The 20152-nt window shown below is 42.2% G+C and carries 18 protein-coding genes and 1 pseudogene; 14 read left to right on the top strand and 5 right to left on the bottom strand.

All coding sequences use genetic code 11. From position 1 onward, the window contains the following. The 3 genes and pseudogenes from FTU71_RS13405 to FTU71_RS13395 all read left to right on the top strand — a co-directional run. Nucleotides 1-142 (top strand): transposase domain-containing protein (locus FTU71_RS13405; RefSeq protein ID WP_180112079.1); only part of this gene is annotated, 142 nt, incomplete at its 5' end. Between the two features lie 43 nt (nucleotides 143-185). Next, nucleotides 186-788 (top strand): annotated as a pseudogene (locus tag FTU71_RS13400) (HpaII family restriction endonuclease); the annotation flags it as partial. 81 nt (nucleotides 789-869) lie between these two features. Continuing rightward, nucleotides 870-1379, top strand: a complete 510-nt coding sequence (locus tag FTU71_RS13395) for a DinB family protein (RefSeq protein ID WP_180112078.1) — start codon at nucleotides 870-872, stop codon at nucleotides 1377-1379. A gap of 203 nt (nucleotides 1380-1582) precedes the next feature. On the opposite strand, the gene FTU71_RS13390 is transcribed toward FTU71_RS13395, so the two are convergent. Next, complete coding sequence (locus FTU71_RS13390) at nucleotides 1583-3406, bottom strand: acyl-CoA dehydrogenase C-terminal domain-containing protein (protein WP_180062522.1); 1824 nt, start codon at nucleotides 3404-3406, stop codon at nucleotides 1583-1585. Between the two features lie 225 nt (nucleotides 3407-3631). Between FTU71_RS13390 and FTU71_RS13385 the strand changes: the two genes are divergently transcribed. Continuing rightward, nucleotides 3632-5812, top strand: coding sequence for a hypothetical protein (locus tag FTU71_RS13385; protein WP_180112077.1), 2181 nt, complete (start codon nucleotides 3632-3634; stop codon nucleotides 5810-5812). Nucleotides 5813-5841: 29 nt separating this feature from the next. After that, entirely contained in the window at nucleotides 5842-6021 is a 180-nt protein-coding gene (locus tag FTU71_RS13380) for a hypothetical protein (protein WP_180050652.1), read from the top strand. A 101-nt stretch (nucleotides 6022-6122) separates the two neighbouring features. On the opposite strand, the gene aroE is transcribed toward FTU71_RS13380, so the two are convergent. The 3 genes from aroE to hemF form a co-directional block, all read right to left on the bottom strand. Continuing rightward, entirely contained in the window at nucleotides 6123-6911 is a 789-nt protein-coding gene (gene aroE / locus FTU71_RS13375; protein WP_180112076.1) for a shikimate dehydrogenase, read from the bottom strand. Nucleotides 6912-7007: 96 nt separating this feature from the next. Beyond that, complete coding sequence (locus FTU71_RS13370) at nucleotides 7008-7214, bottom strand: hypothetical protein (protein ID WP_004974627.1); 207 nt, start codon at nucleotides 7212-7214, stop codon at nucleotides 7008-7010. Between the two features lie 317 nt (nucleotides 7215-7531). Beyond that, nucleotides 7532-8476: an oxygen-dependent coproporphyrinogen oxidase gene (hemF, locus tag FTU71_RS13365; protein ID WP_131260599.1), complete on the bottom strand. Its 945-nt coding sequence runs from the start codon at nucleotides 8474-8476 to the stop codon at nucleotides 7532-7534. 231 nt (nucleotides 8477-8707) lie between these two features. Here hemF and hemN point away from each other — a divergent pair, with 231 nt between their 5' ends. Then, nucleotides 8708-10081 (top strand): oxygen-independent coproporphyrinogen III oxidase, encoded by a 1374-nt coding sequence (gene hemN, locus FTU71_RS13360; RefSeq protein WP_180112075.1) that lies wholly within the window; start codon nucleotides 8708-8710, stop codon nucleotides 10079-10081. 44 nt (nucleotides 10082-10125) lie between these two features. Here hemN and ribA read toward each other — a convergent pair whose 3' ends face one another. Beyond that, entirely contained in the window at nucleotides 10126-10728 is a 603-nt protein-coding gene (ribA, locus tag FTU71_RS13355) for a GTP cyclohydrolase II (RefSeq protein ID WP_004974633.1), read from the bottom strand. Nucleotides 10729-11036: 308 nt separating this feature from the next. On the opposite strand from ribA, the gene dxs reads away from it, so the two are divergent. The 8 genes from dxs to FTU71_RS13315 all read left to right on the top strand — a co-directional run bounded on the left by dxs (nucleotide 11037) and on the right by FTU71_RS13315 (nucleotide 19819). Next, entirely contained in the window at nucleotides 11037-12947 is a 1911-nt protein-coding gene (gene dxs, locus FTU71_RS13350) for a 1-deoxy-D-xylulose-5-phosphate synthase (RefSeq protein ID WP_180112074.1), read from the top strand. 104 nt (nucleotides 12948-13051) lie between these two features. Further along, entirely contained in the window at nucleotides 13052-13882 is an 831-nt protein-coding gene (locus FTU71_RS13345; RefSeq protein ID WP_096901230.1) for an inositol monophosphatase family protein, read from the top strand. 483 nt (nucleotides 13883-14365) lie between these two features. Then, entirely contained in the window at nucleotides 14366-16207 is a 1842-nt protein-coding gene (locus FTU71_RS13340) for a DEAD/DEAH box helicase (protein ID WP_180112073.1), read from the top strand. A gap of 389 nt (nucleotides 16208-16596) precedes the next feature. After that, a complete protein-coding gene (locus FTU71_RS13335; RefSeq protein WP_004974642.1) occupies nucleotides 16597-17415 on the top strand; it encodes an ABC transporter ATP-binding protein in 819 nt (272 codons plus the stop codon). Then, nucleotides 17412-18191: a lipid asymmetry maintenance ABC transporter permease subunit MlaE gene (mlaE, locus tag FTU71_RS13330; RefSeq protein WP_004974646.1), complete on the top strand. Its 780-nt coding sequence runs from the start codon at nucleotides 17412-17414 to the stop codon at nucleotides 18189-18191. Before FTU71_RS13335 ends, mlaE begins: the two co-directional genes overlap by 4 nt. Then, nucleotides 18191-18868, top strand: a complete 678-nt coding sequence (locus tag FTU71_RS13325; protein WP_096901228.1) for an outer membrane lipid asymmetry maintenance protein MlaD — start codon at nucleotides 18191-18193, stop codon at nucleotides 18866-18868. The genes mlaE and FTU71_RS13325 overlap by 1 nt, the downstream gene beginning before the upstream one ends. 15 nt (nucleotides 18869-18883) lie before the next feature. Next, nucleotides 18884-19519 carry a phospholipid-binding protein MlaC gene (locus FTU71_RS13320; RefSeq protein WP_004974651.1) on the top strand — a complete coding sequence of 212 codons (636 nt, stop codon included), beginning with the start codon at nucleotides 18884-18886 and terminating at the stop codon, nucleotides 19517-19519. A gap of 12 nt (nucleotides 19520-19531) precedes the next feature. Continuing rightward, on the top strand, nucleotides 19532-19819 hold the full coding sequence (locus FTU71_RS13315; RefSeq protein WP_004974653.1) for a lipid asymmetry maintenance protein MlaB: 288 nt from the start codon (nucleotides 19532-19534) through the stop codon (nucleotides 19817-19819). Nucleotides 19820-20152 lie beyond the last annotated feature (333 nt).

Here is a 20152-nt window from a genome sequence, read left to right as displayed (position 1 = left end):
TATGACATTAATCCAGTCAGCAAAGCTGAATGGGCTGGATCCCTATGCCTATTTAAGTGATGTGCTGAAAAGGTTGCCGACACATAAAGTGACTCAGATTGAAGAATTGCTACCACACCGCTGGAAATCCAACTCAAATTAAAAAATAGGCATGGGGTTCAGCGGACGCTTACGGAAAGACAACAAATTTTATTTTTGAAATAAAAAATATTTGCCTAACCGAAAAAGAGATTGAAGATTTTAATCAGCTTGCATTGCCACAACCAATTATTAAATCTCGTATAGCACATTTAAAAATGTTGGGAGCCGATATTAAATTTTCCCATTTAAATAATGCTGTATTTGAGAATAATTTAATTTTGTTGGATAGTTTACTACCAAAAATTATGGCAGAAGCTATATTTAAATATTACACATCAACTCTTAATTCAGTTAAAGATATTTTTAATGAAATTTCTTATGAAAATCCAATGAAATATTCTTTTGAACATCAGCATCCTTTTTATCAGTTTAAAATTAAAAAATTATTGTGTGAAATAGCAATTGGAATGATGCCTGGTACAGTTTGGACAGGTAACGAAATTGATTCTACAGGTGGATATTTAGTAATTAAAGAAGATGGCGAGATCATTTGCTATCATCTGTATCATCGCCATGAATTTGAAGAGTATTTATACAATAATACAAAGTTTGAGATGGCAAGTAAAACCAAGCATGATTTTGGTCAATTATTTCTAAAGGACAATAAATTGTATCTGTCTTTAAATCTACAAATTCGCTTTAAATGATTAAAAATATATCTTTTATCTTAATATAGTTTGAACTTTTGATTCAATTTTCATAATAAAACTCAAATAGGATAATTTTAAATGGATTTAAAAACGTTTGAGTTACTTGCCCGCTATAATCTTTGGGCAACTCAAAAACTAAATCAGACTTTGCTATTGGTTTCAGATGATGATTTTTTTTTGGATCAGGGCTTATATTTTAAAAGTATTTTTGGCACTCTGAATCATTTGTTGGTTGGAGAGCATCATTTGTGGTTTCCACGTTTTGCTTTGCACCACTCACCAATTTTGCCATTAGATAGTACTGTGGAAACCAACAGAACACAGCTTGTTGAGCAACTTGAAAAGAAGGCTGAAAACTGGATTTATTTTTTAAATCAGGTGGATGAGAAAGTTTTTCATCAAGAGCTGCACTATAAAACATCAACTGATGTGGCGATGCACTTACCCTATGCTGCAACCCTAATGCATGTGTTTAATCATGCAACTCATCATCGTGGGCAAATTACCGCGGCTTTAACCGCAATGGGATATGTCTGTCCTGAGCTGGATTTAATTTATATGTTGCTAGAAGACCAGACTAAGAAGTAAATTGAATGAAACGATTAGAAATTTTATGTCTAGTGATTTTAATTTTTCTGATTTTATATCTGATTCAGTGGGTATTTCATGGTTTTCCAACAGCGCATTAAAAGTAATTTTAATTGATGTGTAAATTCGAGTACTGACTTTTTGAAGTACACACCAAAAGAGCGCATTACGCGCTCTTTTGATTTACATCTGCTTAGAATATTTTAGTAGTCAAAACTAAAATATTCTGGTGCTAATGCAGTCATGGTTTTAGATGGATTAACCATTGCTTCTGCATGACCTTGAGTACGTGGCAATAAACGCTCAAAGTAGAAATCGGCAACTTTGATTTTGGCTTTATAGAACTCAGGTGTTTCCTGACCATTGCCTTCAGCCAATTTGGTCGAAGCCACAGCCGCTTGTTGCGCCCAGAAATAAGCCATCATGACATAACCAGAGAACATCAAGAAGTCCACTGAAGCACTGGATACGATGTCACGGTCTTTACGTGCTGCCAACATAATGCGCACGGTTAATGCGTTCCATTGAGCACATAGCTTGGTTAAGTCCCATGCAAAACGACGCATGTATTTGTTACGTGCATGCTGACCACAGAATTTCAAAATTTCAGCGGTGTAGTCACGAATCACTTTACCTTTAGAGCTTAACAACACTTTACGACCAATCAAGTCGAGCGCCTGAACGCCAGTTGTACCTTCATATAAGGTAGAAATACGTGAATCACGTACAATTTGCTCCATGCCCCATTCTTTAATATAGCCGTGACCGCCGTACACTTGCATGCCGTGGTTGGCAGCTTCATAACCCATTTCAGTTAAGAAGCCTTTTAAGATTGGGGTATAGAAACCTAAATGGTCATCATGCGCTTCAAAAGCTGCAGTATCACCACGCATTAAAGCGTCGTTCATTTTATCTGCCAATTGTGCAGCATGATAAATCATGGCACGACCACCTTCTGCCACGGCTTTTTGCGTTAAGAGCATACGACGTACATCGGCGTGGTGAATGATTGCATCAGCTACTTTTTCAGGGTCTTTTTTGCCTGAAAGCGCACGCATTGACATACGTTCTTTGGCATACGGTAATGCACCTTGGAATGCCAATTCTGCATGGCAAATCCCCTGAATTGCTGTACCAATACGTGCAGTATTCATAAAGGTAAACATGGCATGTAAGCCTTTGTTTGGTTCACCAATCAAATAACCCACGGCATTGTCAAAGTTCAGGACTGCAGTTGCAGACGCGCGAATCCCCATTTTGTGTTCAATAGAGCCACAAGTGACAGGATTACGCTCACCCACCGTACCTTCTGCTGTTGGCAAGAATTTCGGTACGATAAATAATGAAATACCTTTTGTGCCTGCAGGCGCATCTGGGAGGCGTGCTAACACAATATGAATGATGTTTTCAGTCAGGTCATGTTCGCCTGCAGAAATAAAGATTTTGGTACCTGAAATCGCATACGTACCATCGGCTTGTGGTTCTGCTTTGGTTTTTACCTGACCTAAGTCGGTACCGCATTGTGGTTCAGTTAAACACATGGTGCCTGACCAAGTACCTGCAACCAAGTGCGGTAAATAGGTATCTTTTTGCGCGTCTGTACCAAATTGCATAATGGTGTTGATACAACCCACGCTTAAACCTGGATACATTTGGAATGACCAGTTTGCAGTACCCATCATTTCAGATTTAATGAGGTTTAGCGACATTGGCAGGTTTTGACCGCCGTATTGTTCAGGATAAGACAGACCTTGCCAGCCACCTTGCACAAATTGGTCATAGGCTTCTTTAAAGCCTTTCGGTGTGGTCACATTGCCATTTTCAAAATGACAGCCTTCTTCATCGCCTGATTGATTGAGTGGAGAAAGTACATTTTCACAGAAATCTGCTGCACCTTCCAAAATCATATCGACTGTATCTGCGTCCGCAAGTTCACCGTTAGAAAGATTTTTGTAATGGGTCGGGTAATCAAGCACTTCGTTCATTAAGAAACGAATATCGTGTAATGGGGCTTTATATGCTGGCATAGTCTTAATCCTAATTTAGAAATAGTTTTGGATTATCTGTATCGATATGTTGATTATTCACACTCATGATCAAAAAACATTGATAAGAATAGCGAATAAAAATGTCAGAAATGCGAATACTGAAAATTATTCACCTTACAAAAACGAATGAAGTGTTATGTTACAATGTATCATAATCTGTACGTTTGAACAGACCAATCTATAATGAATATAAGGTGTTTAGCAATGAAGATACAATTAAAATATTTATCTTTATGTCTTTTTAGTTTAGCTGCTACAGGTTGTTCGCAGCATGTCATTAAGACCAATTCCAATCAGACGGTAAGTATAGAACAAAAGGCAATTACGGGGTTAAATGCCATCTTTGAAACACCTAGTTATGATTTTCAGGGCAAATTACGGGTACAGAGCAATTTAGTTGAAGCAATACCAAAAGTAACGGATATTGCTCCTACCACACTTGATCCTGTACTTAAAAAGCAATTAGATCAGTATTTAAAACAGCAAAAAGTCCGTTTAAGTACACAAGAAAAACAAAACTTATATACGGCAATGGCTAAGGAACAAAACTCTGCTTCCTATGCTGCAGGGGCAATCGAAAAATCGAGTCCTTTTAATTTTGTGTTGAATGTATTGAATGATACTGAGTTTAGCTACGATGGCTCGGTGCATTATCGGCAAAAAATTGCTGCTTTGAATGTGGCAGCACGCTATGAAAAACCGACACTTTTGGTGCAAATGAAAGTACCGATGGTGGTCGATTTTAATGAATATAAGTTCTATACCAACTATTTTTCTTTGTTGCCTTATTTGGTGAATAAAGACAGTCAAAATGACTTTGCCTATATCGACTTTTCTAAATACAAAGCCGATTTTGAGCGGATTAAAGTGGCACAATTTGCCGAATACTTAAAAGCCATGAATGCGGTGCCGTATGTATTGGCAGATTCTAAACATATTCAAAAGTTATCTTTAACTGCACAAGACCGTCAGCAAAAAATTAGTGAAAAAATTCGTTTGAACAGTAGTTTGGAAGATATGTTGCTGCAGCTTGCCATGTTTGATCAGGTCAATGCACCGTATTTGCAACAGACTGTATTGGGGCAGGCGACCACAACCGAAGATGCTGCTGAACAAGCTGAAATTACGCAAGATACATCGGCCAAAGAAAGTGTTGAAGACTACTTGAAACACAATGAAACTGCTGAAGATTATGGCATGAGCCAAGAGGCTTTTGTGGCGTATCAAGCCACCCTTGCTTTGCGTGATTTGGTCAGTCAGAAGTTTTATGCAACTGAAACGACAGCGAATAACGCAGCAGATTATTCAGCAGATGCTCGTGAAGATGCCACGCTTGCGGCTGAACAAGCCGTTCAGGCAGCGGCTGAGCAGGCTGAAGATTCAGCAACCACCGCAAGTATGCTAAGCGAACAAGACTGTCAGCGTTTGATCGAAACAGCAAAAACAGCCAAAGTCGGGGATTTAACCTACTGTGCTTATGCCTATGAATTAGAAGCATTTAGTCCAAATCGTGCTGAGCAGGCACAATCGGTATTGGATGAGCACTTTGCTTCACCGCAAGAAAAGCTAGCTAAAGTTTTTGAACCATATCGTTCGGAACAATTGGTCGATGCCGCTGCTTTCGCAGCTTTGTGGCAAAAACATCAGGCTGAAATTCAACAGATTATGAATGCTACACCTAAAGATAAAAAAACACCGATGCAAATTGATGTGGCTTTAGATGATCAGGGGCGTGCTGCAAAAATTGATTATGCACTGCAATTTAAACGCGAAAATTACGGCACAATTCATGTGTATAACGATGTCAGCATTGCGAATTATGGGCAAGCCAGCAAAATTGACCGTAGTGCGCTGCGTCAAGCCAAATCCATTCAAGAAGTTAGTAAAGACTCAATTTTAGAAAAATGGGTGACAAATTTAGGGCGTACCTTGGAGCAGGAAACTGCAGAAAATAAAGATAAGACCACTGCAAAACCCGCCTTAAGTTATGATGAAGAATTAGCGCAGTTGGCACAAAAAACCTATCAACAAACAGAATCTTTTAGTCAGACTTATCAGACTTTATTTTTAGTGCACATGGCAGCAGAGCAAAGTACGTGGGTAAAAAATCTTAGTCCACAAACCTTGCAGGAAATGGCAGAAGTGTATGCCTATTGGTTCAGTGATGAGCGCTACTATGACCCGAAAGGTGCCGCGCTAAAACGGATTGAAGCTTTACAAGCCAAGCATCATTTAGAAGAAGATGAGCAATTCAATAATGCAATTGGTCGTCGTATCAATAATTTGACTGAAGATGCAGTCGATGAAAATAAAGTCGCACTTGAATGGCGTAAGCTGAACAGCAATACAAGCAACCACAACAGATATTTGCTCAGCAATATTTAAAAGCCTATGAAGCAGCTTATGATTGGGATGTGCCTGACTTGGAGAATTTAAAGAAAACGGCACACATTTTGGGGCAGACGTATGTTGATCGTCAGCAGGGCAAATTGAGCCAAAATTCAATTCGTACTTTAACTGAAGATCAGGCTGAACAGATTGATTATGAGTTATATATGGATGTGTATGAAGATATGCAGAAATTTGTAAAATAAACCGTGGGTGAAAATGGGCAATCAGCGTTCAACAAGATTGCCCAGTTTAAATAAAAAAATAGCCCTTTGCTGCTCAAGGGCTATTTTTATTTGGTGATGATTTAGAGGAAATCTTTTAATTCAGGTTTCACGCCATTCCAAATATAAAAAGATTCAATCGCCTGTCCGACCAGCATGCCAAAACCTTCTGAGGTCGGTACGCCACGCGCTTTGGCTTGTTCTAAAAAGCTCGAAGGCTTGCCATAAGCCATTTCATAAGCAAAATTAAACTGCAAACACTCAGGCAAGGTGAGGGCATCTCCCGTTAAGCTGGCAGACGTCGCATTAATGGCTAAATCAAATTGACCTGTTAAATCGGTAAGTACCATGGCTTGTAATTCTGCTTGCGGTACGGCAGCTTGTAGGTCAGCAACCAGTTGTTCAGCACGGGCAAGGGTGCGGTTGGCAATCACAATTTTTTTTGCGCCTGCTTGTACCAACGGATAAATTACCCCGCGGGTTGCACCACCAGCGCCAATAATCAAAATATCACTGTGCTCTAAATTCCAGCCCAAAGCACGAATGGCATCAACCAAACCCTGACCATCGGTATTGTCGCCATACAAAACACCATCTTGCATCCACAAGGTATTGACTGCTTTGGCAATTTTGGCACGTTCGGTTAATACGCCACATTGGGCAAATGCTTGCTCTTTAAAAGGCACGGTTACATTCATGCCTACACCGCCCTGATTAAAAAAGTCTGCAACACTGTCTCTAAAACCATCAAGAGGGGCAAGGCGTTTGCTGTATTGCAGGTCAATGCCTGTTTTTTCTGCAAAGGCATGATGCAGTTCAGGAGAACGTGATTGTTCAATTGGGTTGCCAATCACGGCAAATTGTTTGCGCATTTGCCAAAATCCATGTGCTGAAATGTGCATCAATATACGTCAAATTCAGCGCGGACTAAAGCCTATGGCGGTATAAAACGGTGGGAGTCTTTGGACTTAAGGATTACAAATCTCTAAAACGGTTTCTAATACCAAAATAGTGGCAATCACGAACATGGCAATGCCCGCTAAAATGCTGCTACTAATGGCTAAGCCATCTGAAAGATGACTTTCAAAAATAAAGGTCATGCAAATTGAGCCAAGTAACATGGCAAAGGTTGCCCAAAATAAAAAGATTTTGTGTTTGAACAGCGGGCTAAACATGCGGATCTCCTGACAGATGTGGCGCAGTGTAACATAAGGCTTTGACAGTTTGATGAATTCGCCTTTGACTCATGGTTTGATGTATGGATAGTTAAATCCTATTTGTGCATGGTCGAATAGGGTGCGCGGTCACATCATCTATTAAAATCCATCCGCACTATCATGACAGTTAATTCATGCTGTGCATATTTATTGATTTGAAAATAAGCAATAAAGTTTGTAAGTAAAAAAGCGATTCGTGGAAGAATCGCTTTTTTGAACCTTGAATGTGATCTTTTTTACACTGCGATGTAGCAAGGTTTCACCAGTCGCGAGCTTTAACTCGTCTTGAGATTTAACCAATCGCGTGGTTTTAAATAATAGTCAGTGAGTTTTTTCTCTGCGGAATCTTCTGCCCATTCAGGACGGTACGACCATCCCGCCAAGTTCGGTAAGCTGACTAAAATGGACTCAATCCGTCCACCTGTCTGCAAGCCAAATAAAGTGCCACGGTCATAGACCAGATTGTATTCCACATAACGTCCACGACGGTAAAGCTGGAACTCACGTTGTGCTTCGGTATAGGCTTTGTCACGATTACGCTCAAAAATAGGCAGAATTGCAGCCAAATAACCGTTACCCACCGCCTGAATATAGTTGAAACAGGTGTCAAAGTCCCATTGATTCAGATCATCAAAAAATAAACCACCCACGCCACGCTGTTCATCACGGTGCTTTAAATAAAAATAGTCATCACACCATTGTTTATGTTCTGCATAGACTTGATCGCCAAAAGGCGCACATAAGTCATGTGCTGTTTGGTGCCATGCCAACACATCTTCATCATTTGGATAAAATGGTGTCAGGTCAAAACCACCACCAAACCACCAAATTGGCGGTTGTCCTTCAGGTTCAGCGACAAATAAACGCACATTGGCGTGCGAGGTGGGTACATGCGGGTTTTTCGGGTGAATTACCAATGATACACCCATCGCTTGCGCAGGTGCGCCTGCAATATTGGGATGACGCTCAGTTGCAGAAGCAGGCAGTTTGGAAATATTGATATGCGAAAACATCACCCCGCCTTTTTCAATGACTGTACCGTTTTGTAAGACACGGGAACGACCACCGCCACCTTCAGGACGTTGCCAGTCATCAATTTCAAACTGTGCGCTTCCGCCACCTGCCTGTTCTTGTTGTTCTAAAGCCGCACAAATTCGCGCCTGCAAATCGAGAAGAAATTCACGTACACGTTGAATATCCGCGTGAGTAGGATGCGACATGGCCACCTCAGCATAAAAATAAAATGGCTTACATCAAAACATAAAACTGTCTAAAAATTAAGGGGTTTATCCAGTTTGCTGCAAATCGCTCAGGCAATTGCGCAAGGTGCTTTGTATTTCAGCATGTATTCCGAGCAAAAGACTAGGTTGATTTCCATGCCTAAGCTCAGCACAATAGTTTTTACAATCTAAATTTTAGTCAGCAGCAATTAACTGAATGGGGCAGAGTGGATGACACAGCAGGCAAATTCTTTAATTCAAAAATACAATGTGCCTGGACCACGTTATACCAGTTATCCAACCGTACCTTATTGGGATGATGCTACTTTTTCAGCCGAGGCATGGCAGCAGACGCTGAAGCGTTCTTTTGATGAATCTAATGCCAGCGAAGGCATTAGTCTGTATATTCATTTGCCATTTTGCGAAAGTCTATGCACTTTTTGTGGCTGTCATAAACGTGTCACCAAACGCCATGAAGTTGAACAGCCATACATTCAGGCGTTATTAAAAGAGTGGGACTTATATTGTCAGTTGCTCGAAAGCACTCCCATCATTAAAGAAATTCACTTGGGCGGTGGCACACCAACTTTCTTTTCTGTCGAACATTTGACGCAGCTCATTCAAGGCATTCTGGCAAAAGCCAAAGTGGCAGAACAGCACGAATTTAGTTTTGAAGGTCATCCCAATAACACCACCCGCGAACATTTACAGGCCTTATATGACTTGGGTTTTCGTCGGGTCAGTTATGGCGTGCAGGATTATAATGAAAAAGTGCAGCGCGCCATTCATCGGATGCAGCCTTTTGAGCATGTGCAACGTGTGACCGAGTGGGCGCGTGAAATTGGCTATGATTCTATTTCACATGATTTGGTTTTTGGTTTGCCCTTTCAAAATCTGGAAGATGTACTGAATACCATTGAGCAGACCCAACGTTTAATGCCAGACCGTTTGGCATTTTACAGTTATGCGCATGTGCCATGGATTAAAGGCAATGGGCAGCGTGGTTTTAAAGATGAAGATGTACCTAAAGATGAATTAAAACGTCAGTGCTATGAAGAAGGCAAACAGCGTCTTTTGGCCTATGGTTATCATGAAATTGGGATGGATCACTTTGCCTTAGAACGTGATGGTATGTATCAGTCGTTTAAAAATGGTACCTTGCACCGTAATTTTATGGGCTATACCGCATCTAAAACGCAGCTTATGATTGGCTTGGGTGTTTCATCTATTAGCGACAGTTGGTATAGCTTTGCGCAAAATGAAAAAAGCATTGAAGATTATTATGCCCGTTTAGCCTGCAATGAAATTCCTGTGTTTAAAGGGCATGTGCTGGATCGGGAAGATTTGGTAATACGTCAGCATATTTTAAATTTAATGTGCAGCTTTGAAACGTCGTGGGCCAGTCCAGAATTGGCATTTCCTGAAATTGAGCAAGTGCTGCAACAGTTACAGGAAATGCAGGAAGATGAATTACTGCTCATTCAAGATCAGCACATTCAGATTTTGGAAAAAGGTAAACCTTTTGTGCGCAATATTTGTATGGCCTTTGATTTGCGTTTAAAACGCCGTATGCCGAATAATCGTATTTTTTCGATGACGATTTAAACAAATTGCGTAGAAATTATTTAATTCAAAAATTAAAAGGTGACTCAAAAGTCACCTTTATCATACATGTGCGCCATGCGTTCATGTTTGGTTTGCAAATATTCTTCATTGAATGGATTTAGCCCCACAGTTAAAGGCACACGGTCTACCACCGTAATCCCTTGTTCCTGTAATGCTTGAATTTTCAAAGGGTTGTTGGTGATTAAGCGCACAGCTTTAACCTGCAAATGATCTAGCATAATGCTGCACATATCATAGCGACGTGCATCGGCAGGTAAATTCAGCATTAAATTGGCATCCACCGTGTCATGTCCTTGATCTTGCAGGGCATAAGCACGAATTTTATTGGTCAAGCCAATCCCGCGACCTTCTTGGCGTAAATATAAAATCACACCTTGTCCTGCGTCATTAATCAGACGTTGAGTGGCTTGAAGCTGTGGGCCACAGTCGCATTTTAAAGACGCGAAAGCATCGCCAGTTAAACATTCTGAGTGAATCCGTACCAGAACGGGCTGGGTTGGCGCAGTGTCCAAACCTTTGGATAATGCCACGTGTTCTTCGCCAGTTTCAGGATCTTGAAATACCGTAATGTTGAATTCACCAAATGCGGTCGGTAATCGTGAGGTTGCGACAAACTTAATCGGCACTGTTTAACTCGTGAAATAGTCGATAAATTGTTTAAAGTATAGCGTAATGCTCAGACATTAGTAGAATAGCGAACACGAATTTATACAGAAGATTTTCTTTTTTGTATAAAGCGCACGATAATGGTTGATAAATAGTTAGATTATTCAGGATAATCTACCCACCCAACGTGTGCCCAACTGAAATCACTGCTCAAAACTACATCGCTAGAAATGTGGCTGATTGAAGGTAATACCATTCGGTTATATGATCGAGTAATTCCCATTGACCTCGCTTAGGATTTGCCAGGCTTTAGAAGGCTTTGCCACATATGCTGTATACAGAAATTCCAACTCAACGCCCTGTAACACCATTGCTCGATGCGATTGACCATCCGCAGCAATTACGTTTACTCGCGCAAAGCCAGCTTCCACAGGTGGCAGATGAGTTACGTCAATTCATTTTGTATGCCGCAGGTCAAAGTGGAGGACACTTTGGCGCAAACTTAGGCGTGATCGAACTGACCGTTGCGCTGCATTATTGCTTTAATACCCCACACGACCGCTTAATTTGGGATGTCGGTCATCAGGCTTATCCGCATAAAGCCCTGACAGGACGCCGCGAGCAACTCACCACCATTCGTGCCAAAGATGGTTTGGCTGCATTTCCTGCACGTGAAGAATCTATTTTTGATACCTTTGGCGTTGGTCACTCCTCAACAGCTATTTCTGCTGGTTTGGGGATGGCGTTGGCACGACGTTATCAGCAAAACCCATGTGAGGTTGTTGCCATTATTGGCGATGGTGCCATGACGGCAGGTATGGCTTTTGAAGCCATGAATGATGCAGTGGCCCACCAAGCCGATATGATGGTGGTGCTGAATGACAACGATATGTCAATTTCATGTAGCACAGGCGGCTTTGCCAAACATCTTGCTGCCATTTGGGAGCGTGGTGAATCGGTTTATGTCAGTGAAACAGGTGAGGCTTACGTGCAGCCGCATCCAAAATGGACATACAACTCACGTTTGCACTGTGCTGCTACTGAAGCTGCAGACAACTTATTTAAAGCGATTGGGTTTGATTATTTCGGCCCTTTCGATGGACATGATGTTGAACAACTCACACACGTGTTTAATGCGCTGAAAAAACGTAAAGGCCCACGTTTAATTCACGTTTACACTAAAAAAGGCAAAGGCTTTGCGCCTGCAGAAGCTGATCAAATTAAATATCATGCCATTGGTAAAATTCATGCCAAAGCTGCACCAGTTAGCGCACCTAAATATTCTGATGTATTTGGGCAGTGGTTATGTGATCAGGCAGAACAAGATTCACGATTATTGGCCATTACGCCAGCCATGTGCGAAGGTTCGGGCATGGTGCAATTTGCCAAACAATTCCCAGAACGCTATTTTGATGTCGCGATTGCCGAACAGCATGCGGTGACTTTGGCTGCGGGTATGGCCTGTGAAGGTTTGAAGCCTGTGGTGGCGATTTACTCTACCTTCTTGCAGCGTGGTTATGACCAACTGATTCATGATGTCGCTTTGCAAAATCTGGATGTTACTTTTGGTATCGACCGTGCAGGTTTGGTGGGTGAAGATGGCCCGACCCATGCAGGTGCTTACGACTATGCCTATATGCGTACCGTACCGAATATCGTGATTATGGCACCAAAAGACGAAAATGAATGTCGTCAAATGCTGCACACGGCTTATTTATATAACGGCCCTGCAGCAGTGCGTTATCCACGCGGGCATGGTTTAGGTGTCGAAATTCAGCAGCAGATGACTGCAATTCCATTAGGACAAGCTGAAATTGTGGCGCAGTTCAATCCACAATATGATGACTATATTTCAGTGCTGGCTTTTGGTAGCCGTGTGCAAGCGGCAGTTGAAGCGGCTGAAGCGTTTGCTCAGCAGCACGATGTCGCAGTACGTGTGGTGAATATGCGTTTTGTGAAGCCATTGGATGAAAAGCTGTTAGCTGAGATTGCAGATAACACTGCATTATTCGTCACTGTAGAAGAGCATGCGATTATGGGTGGTGCAGGCAGTGCTGTGAGTGAATACTTGGCGAAGGCACAAATTGTTAAACCAATTATTCATTTAGGTTTAGAAGATAGCTTTATGCAACAGGCGACACATGGTCAAATGCTGCAACAGGCAGGTTTAGATGCACAAGGCATTGAAAAATCAATGCAAAATGCTTGGCAAATACTGCATCAATCTATATTGAATTAATTTTTAGCAACACTTCTTCCCCAAAAGCCTCAATATTTGCTAAAATATTGGGGCTTTCATGCATTATTCTTTATCAATCTCTTCAAATTTGTAGTGGGTGTTCAATGGAACCTATGGTGGTGATGGCTGCGCGTGCGGCTCAAACAGTTGGTCAAGAGCTTTTAAAAGCGCATCAGAATCGTCATAAACTCGATCTACAAGTCGAAGAAAAAGGCATTGATGGTCCTGTAACGCGCGTAGATCGTTACCTCGAGCAATTGACCATTGATACTTTACGTAAAAGTTATAAAAATCACAGCTTCTTGGGCGAAGAATTTGGTATGCAGGAAGGTAAAGGTCACGATGCCGACTGGTGCTGGGTGATTGATCCTTTGGATGGCACTTTAAACTTTGTTCACGGTTTCCCTCATTTTTGTATTTCGATTGCAGTGCAACACAAAGGTGTGACACAGCACGGTGTTATTTACGATCCTGTGAAAGATGAATTGTTCTCTGCGAGCCGTGGCCGTGGTGCGATGATGAATCAACGTCGTATTCGCGTAAATGTAAAAGACAGTTTAGACAACACCTTCTTGGCAGTGGGTCATGCTTATCGTGCTAAGCGCGATGGCGAAATTGTTTCTTATGCCAAAAACCATTTTGAAAGTTTATTGAATGTGACAGAAGCAGGCGCTCAATACCGCCGTGCAGGTTCTGCTGCATTAGACTTGGCTTATTTGGCTGCAGGTCGTTTAGATGGTTATTTTGAACTTGGCTTAAAACCGTGGGATATTGCTGCGGGTGAGTTAATTGTGAAAGAAGCGGGCGGTACTGTGGTCGATGCACGTGGTGGCAGCGACTCTATGGAAAATGGGCAAGTTTTGGCATGTTCAATGAAAATGTTAAAACCACTTATGAAAGCCGTTGTACCTGCTTGGGGTGAAGCGGCTAAATAATCAGATCACACGATCTACGCCATCGCAAAAATGATTAAAGCTCTCTATCTTGAGGGCTTTTCTTTTATCGACTGGTCTAAAATAGCTAATTTAAGACCCATTTTGATTGTGGGTATACTCGCTAAAAAGCAGGATATATCACGGTTTACACAAAAAAATGCAAAAGTAGATTAAATAAGGTGACTTTTAAAATAATCCTGCTATAATCCGCCCACGCACTTAATTTCTGTTCATTACCTGAACATTTCTCTTCTAATCATTGTGTATGCGCGTGCGGTCCAAAGAGAGGACGATATCTCGCGCCCCAATCGCTAAAGCGATTCCTTCAGGTTAAGCCGTAATCATGCGTGCGTTATATCACATCGTCGTTACTCGGATCGCCGCTGAATCTTAAATTGTCAGCGATAATTGCTGTACCGCTTTTTGCCGATGTCCATCTGACTTTATTTTAATGGAGCACCCATTTTCAGGGTGAAAATCTCTATGAGCAAAACTTTTGCTGATTTTTCTTTACACGAATCTTTACAACAAGCTTTAGAAGGCTTGAACTTTACTACGCCGACTCCTGTTCAAGAACAATCGATTCCAGCGGCACTTGAAGGTAAAGACTTATTGGTGTCTAGCCAAACAGGTTCTGGTAAAACTGCTGCGTTCTTACTCCCAACTTTAAACGCGCTTGCTAACCAAGATACTTTCGTTCCTTTTAAAGAACGTATGAAAGCCATTACTCAGCCATCTATTTTGGTACTTTGCCCAACACGTGAGTTGGCACAACAAGTCAGCCAAGATGCGATTGCATTTGTACGTCATATGAAAGGTGTGCGTATTGCAGCAATCATGGGTGGTATGCCTTTTGGTAAGCAAATCCAACAATTAAAAGGTGCACAAGTGGTTGTAGCGACTCCAGGTCGTTTACTTGACTTGGTGAACCGTCGTCAAATTAAGCTCGATAAAGTTGATGCTCTAATTGTAGACGAAGCTGACCGTATGCTTGACTTAGGTTTCTCTGAAGACCTAGAAGCCATTAGCGACTTGGCTGCTAACCGTAAACAAACACTAATGTTCTCTGCTACTTTTGCAAGCCGTATTATCACACTTGCAGAACGTATGATGAATGAACCTATGCGTATTGCAATTGAAACAGGTCACTCAACCAACATGGACATCACCCAGACTTTACACTGGACAGATGGCTTTGAGCACAAGAAAAAATTATTGTCACACTGGTTGTCTGATGAAGGTGTAGACCAAGCGGTTGTATTCGCATCGACTCAAGAAGATACCGACATGCTGGCTGAAGAATTGGCTGAAGCAGGTCACTCGGTGGTTGCGCTACACGGTGCAATGCCACAGACCGTACGTAACCGTCGTTTACGTAGCATTCGTGAAGGTCGTGCAAAAATTTTGGTTGCAACTGACGTTGCAGCACGTGGTTTAGACGTACCAACGATTTCTCACGTGATCAACTTTGGTTTACCAATGAAAAATGAAGACTATGTACACCGTATTGGTCGTACAGGTCGTGCGGGTCGTACCGGTAATGCCATTACTTTGGCAACTTACCGTGAGCGTGGCAAAATCCGTGCTTTGGAAGATTTCTTGGATGCACGTTTAAGCGTTTCAGAAATTGAAGGCTTAGAGCCATCTCCACCTCCAGCACGTTCTGGTCGTGACGGTGGTCGTGGTCGTCGTGATGGCGGTCGCGGTGGTCGTGGCGGTTTTGGTGGCGGTCGTCGTTTTGAAGGCGAAAGCAACTTTAAACGTCGTGAAGGCGGTGATGAACGTCCACGTCGCAGCTTTGATGACAAACCACGTGGTGAACGTCCTGCATTTGGTGAAGATCGTCCGCGTCGTGAGTTCAACTCAGACCGTCCACGCCGTGAAGGTGGTTTCGGTGACCGTCCACAACGTTCATTTGAAGATCGTCCGCGTCGCGAGTTCAACTCAGACCGTCCGCGCCGTGAAGGTGGTTTCGGTGATCGTCCACAGCGTTCATTTGATGACCGTCCACGTCGTGAATTTAATTCAGACCGTCCGCGTCGCGAAGGTGGCTTCAACGATAAGCCGCGTTTTGATGCGAATGATGACAACCGTGGCAACCGCGTAGACTACAAACCACGTCGTGAAGGTAGCTTCGGTGATCGTCCAAAACGTGATTTTGGTGATCGTCGTGAAGGTGGTTTTGGTGACCGTCAACCACGTTCGTTTGATGATCGTCCTAAGCGTTCTTTTGGTGGTGAAGATCGTCCACGTCGCGAGTTCAATTCAGATCGTCCACGCCGTGAAGGTGGTTTTGATCGCCCACGTCGTAAATTTAACGACTAAGATCGCGATAGCAATTTGTATAAAGAAAAACCAGTGCTCAGCACTGGTTTTTTTATGTTAAATATTTTTGTTTTAGATAAATAAAATGTATAATAAGTCACGTTTTTAACTCTATTTGCTAATTATGAACATCAATAGCTTACGATTGCTCATGCAGACGAGAGAGGGAATGATGCCGTATATTGGTTTAGCACTCATCTTATGCAATTTAATGTATTATATTATTTCTTCTTACTTTTAAATTGTTGCTGTCCTAAAAGTGATTTAAATAACAATAATAAGACTGCTTGAACAATACGTGCACAGTTTTTAAAAATTTGCTAGATAACATTTTGCGCTTCAATCCTTTATAGTATGCGTGCTGAAAAAATGCAGGAAGACCCTCAGCTATGAATAATCCAATGCCTCAACATGAGCCGTCATTGATTGAAGTCAATGAACTGAGCTTTAAACGAGGGAAACGTGTCATTTTCGAAAATGTCAGTTTAAAGATTCGCCGTGGTCAAATTACTGCCATTATGGGACCTTCAGGTACTGGTAAAACCACGTTATTACGTTTGATTGGTGGTCAGTTGACTCCCGATCATGGTGATATTTTTCTGGATGGAAAAAATCTTGCGCAAATGTCGCGTCAGGAGTTATTTGCTGCGCGCGCACGTATGGGCATGTTATTCCAAAGCGGTGCGTTATTTACCGATATGAGCGTATATGAAAACGTCGCGTTTCCATTGCGTGCACATACCCAGTTGCCTGAACATTTAATTGCAGAATTGGTGGCTTTAAAACTTGAAGCAGTCGGTTTGCGTGGTACAGAACAACTTATGCCTGCAGAACTCTCAGGCGGGATGAACCGTCGCGTGGCATTGGCACGTGCGATTGCGTTAGACCCTGAATTGATCATGTACGATGAGCCGTTTGCAGGGCAAGACCCGATTGTAAAAGGTGTGTTGACCCGTTTAATCCGTTCCTTGCGTGAAGCGTTGGATTTAACCACCATCATCGTCTCGCATGATGTTGGTGAAACTTTATCAATTGCCGACTACATTTATATTATCGCGGAAGGCGTGATTCAGGGCGAAGGTACACCTGCAGAATTAAAACAGCATGAATCGGCATTTGTACGTCAGTTCTTAACAGGCGCTGCCGAAGGGCCAGTCGATTATCAATTTAGCCATCGGGCTTATTTAAGTGATGAGGTGCGTTCATGAATGCTATTGCCGCATTAGGTCAACGCGTCATTGAGCGTGTTCGTGGCATTGGTGTCGCCACCCAAATGTTGTTGCAAATTCTATTTTCCATGCCAACCCTGCTTGGGGTGAAGCTGTTCCTGTACCAAATGTACCGTGTTGGCGTGATGTCGTTATTGATTATTGCGGTGTCGGGTTTATTTATTGGTTTGGTCTTGGGCTTACAAGGCTACTCTATTTTGGTCAATATCGGTTCAGAAGCCATGTTAGGCACCATGGTGTCTTTGACTTTATTGCGTGAGTTGGCGCCTGTCGTGGCTGCACTGTTATTTGCAGGACGTGCAGGCTCTGCCTTAACTGCAGAAATTGGTCTGATGAAAGCCACAGAACAATTGGCCAGTATGGAAATGATTGGGGTAGACCCACTCAAGCGTATTGTGTCACCACGTTTATGGGCAGGAATTGTCAGCCTGCCAATGCTCTCCATTATTTTTGCTGCGATTGGCATTATGGGCGGCAAAATGGTTGGGGTCGATTTTCTAGGTGTCGATGAAGGCTCTTTCTGGGGCGGTATGCAAAGCAGCGTGCAGTTCTATAAAGATATTTTTAACGGCACAATTATTAAAAGTTTTGTTTTTGCATTAATTTGTACTTGGATTGCAGTATATCAAGGCTATGCCTGTGTCCCAACATCGGAAGGCATTGCGACGTCAACCACACGAACCGTGGTGTATTCTTCATTATGTGTTTTAGGTTTTGATTTTGTGTTGACTGCGGTCATGTTCGGAGGTGTTTAATGAAATCACGTACAAGTGAGCTGGCCGTAGGTGTATTTGTCATTTTGACAGGCATTGCATTATTTTTCTTGGCTATGAAAGTCAGTGGATTGGTGGGTACCAATTTGCGCGACAGTTACAATATGACCGCAACTTTTGACAACGTGAATGGTTTAAAACCACGCGCCAAAGTCACTATGAGCGGTGTCACCATTGGTCGCGTCAATGATATTACTTTAGACCCTGTATCGCGTTTGGCTACAGTTGAATTTGAACTAGATGGCAAGTTGACCAGTTTTAATCCTGAACAACTAAAAACAGTGCAAAATTATGCGCTTGAAGAATTGCGCTACAGTGCAGAATACCAAGAAGCAAATCCTCAGCAACAAAAAGAAATGGAACAACAACTGTTGGGTAACATGAAATCCATCACCAGTATTGATGAAGATGCTTACATAATGGTAGCAACCAATGGTTTATTGGGTGAGAAATATCTCAAAGTGGTTCCAGGTGGTGGTTTGAACTTTGTGAAGCGTGGCGAAAGTATTGCCAACACGCAAGGCACCATGGATTTAGAAGATTTAATCAGTAAGTTTATTACTGGCGGTGCAGCGAAAACATCCAACGCAGCGTCAGACGCAGATAAAGACACAGCGACAGCTGAAACAACAGATGCAGAAGTGTCATTTGTTGAGTAATGAAGGAGATTGTCCGTGAAAACACTTTTAAAGCAAACTCTGGCGGTAAGTGTACTTTCAACCATGTTGGCAGGAACTGCATTTGCTGCACCTGCAGAAGCGCCACCAGCTTTTGTGAAAAAAGTTGCCGATAGCTTGATTGCACGTTTAAAAGCAGATCATGCTAAATTGCAGAACAATCCAGCATTGGTCAAAACGATTGTGCGTCAAAACCTTGATCCGTATGTAGATGCGCAAGCATTTACCCGTATTGTGATGGGTACTTATGCGACGAATCAATACAGTTCAGCAGCACAGCGCGCGCAGTTTGAGAAAAACTTCCGTGAAACCTTAATTGAGAATTATGGCACAGCGTTTGCGAAATTTAGCAACCAAAGCTACACCATGCGTCCTTATAAGGCGACCAACAGCAAGAACCCAGTGGTGACCATTGACTTCTTGCATAATGGTGAAAAAATTCCTGTGTCATTCCAGTTGGCAGACAAAGGCAGCCAATGGAAAATCCGTAACATTAACGTGTCGGGTATTGATTTAGGTTTGCAATTCCGTAACCAGTTTGCAGCGAACGTGAAGCGTAATGGCGGCAATATTGATAAAGCCATTGCAACCTTTAAGCCAGATGCAGAAGCTGCTGTTGAAAAGAAAAAATAGGTTAGGTGTGGCGTGATTGAATTATCAAATCAGGAATTATGTGTTTCTGGAAAAATAGATTTCAGTAATGCAGAGCAATATTACCAAAAAGGTCTGCAGTTGATTCGTCAGCAGCAGTTGCCTTTGGTGGTCAATTTGGCGCAGCTAGAACACGGGAGTACTTTAGCTTTGGCCGTTTTGGTGCAATGGTTGCGTCAGACGCCTGAAGCCAAAGGCTTACAGTTTAAAGCGGTTCCTGAAAAAATGATGAAGATCATTCAAGCCTGTCATTTGCAAGATGATTTGCAGCTAATCGTCTAAAACTGAAAAAACCATCAAAAAAGCACCTTCTTGTAAGGTGCTTTTTTATTGCGTTTAGTTTCCCGCTTTATTCAAGTGAGGTAGGCTTGCAAAGCTCTCTAACCCGCTGCTAAAAGGAGAAGAAAGATTGCAAACCTTTCTAACCCGCTTCTAAAAGGAGAGAAAAGATTGCAAACCTCTCCCTAACCCTCTCCTAAACCTAAAAAGCATAGGTATCTACACAATTTCCATGTTTTGCGTTAAATTGAAGAGCATGCTCTTCAATTTTAACATCTCTCGCTTAGATCAGCGCCTTGTCAAACGTTACAACAACCTTGTTCAGTTCAATATGAA

It is taken from the genome of Acinetobacter sp. YH12136 (assembly GCF_013418545.1).
GTDB lineage: Bacteria > Pseudomonadota > Gammaproteobacteria > Pseudomonadales > Moraxellaceae > Acinetobacter > Acinetobacter towneri.
Note: the sequence above shows the minus strand (reverse complement) of the source record. Positions and strands in the feature narration are given on the sequence as shown.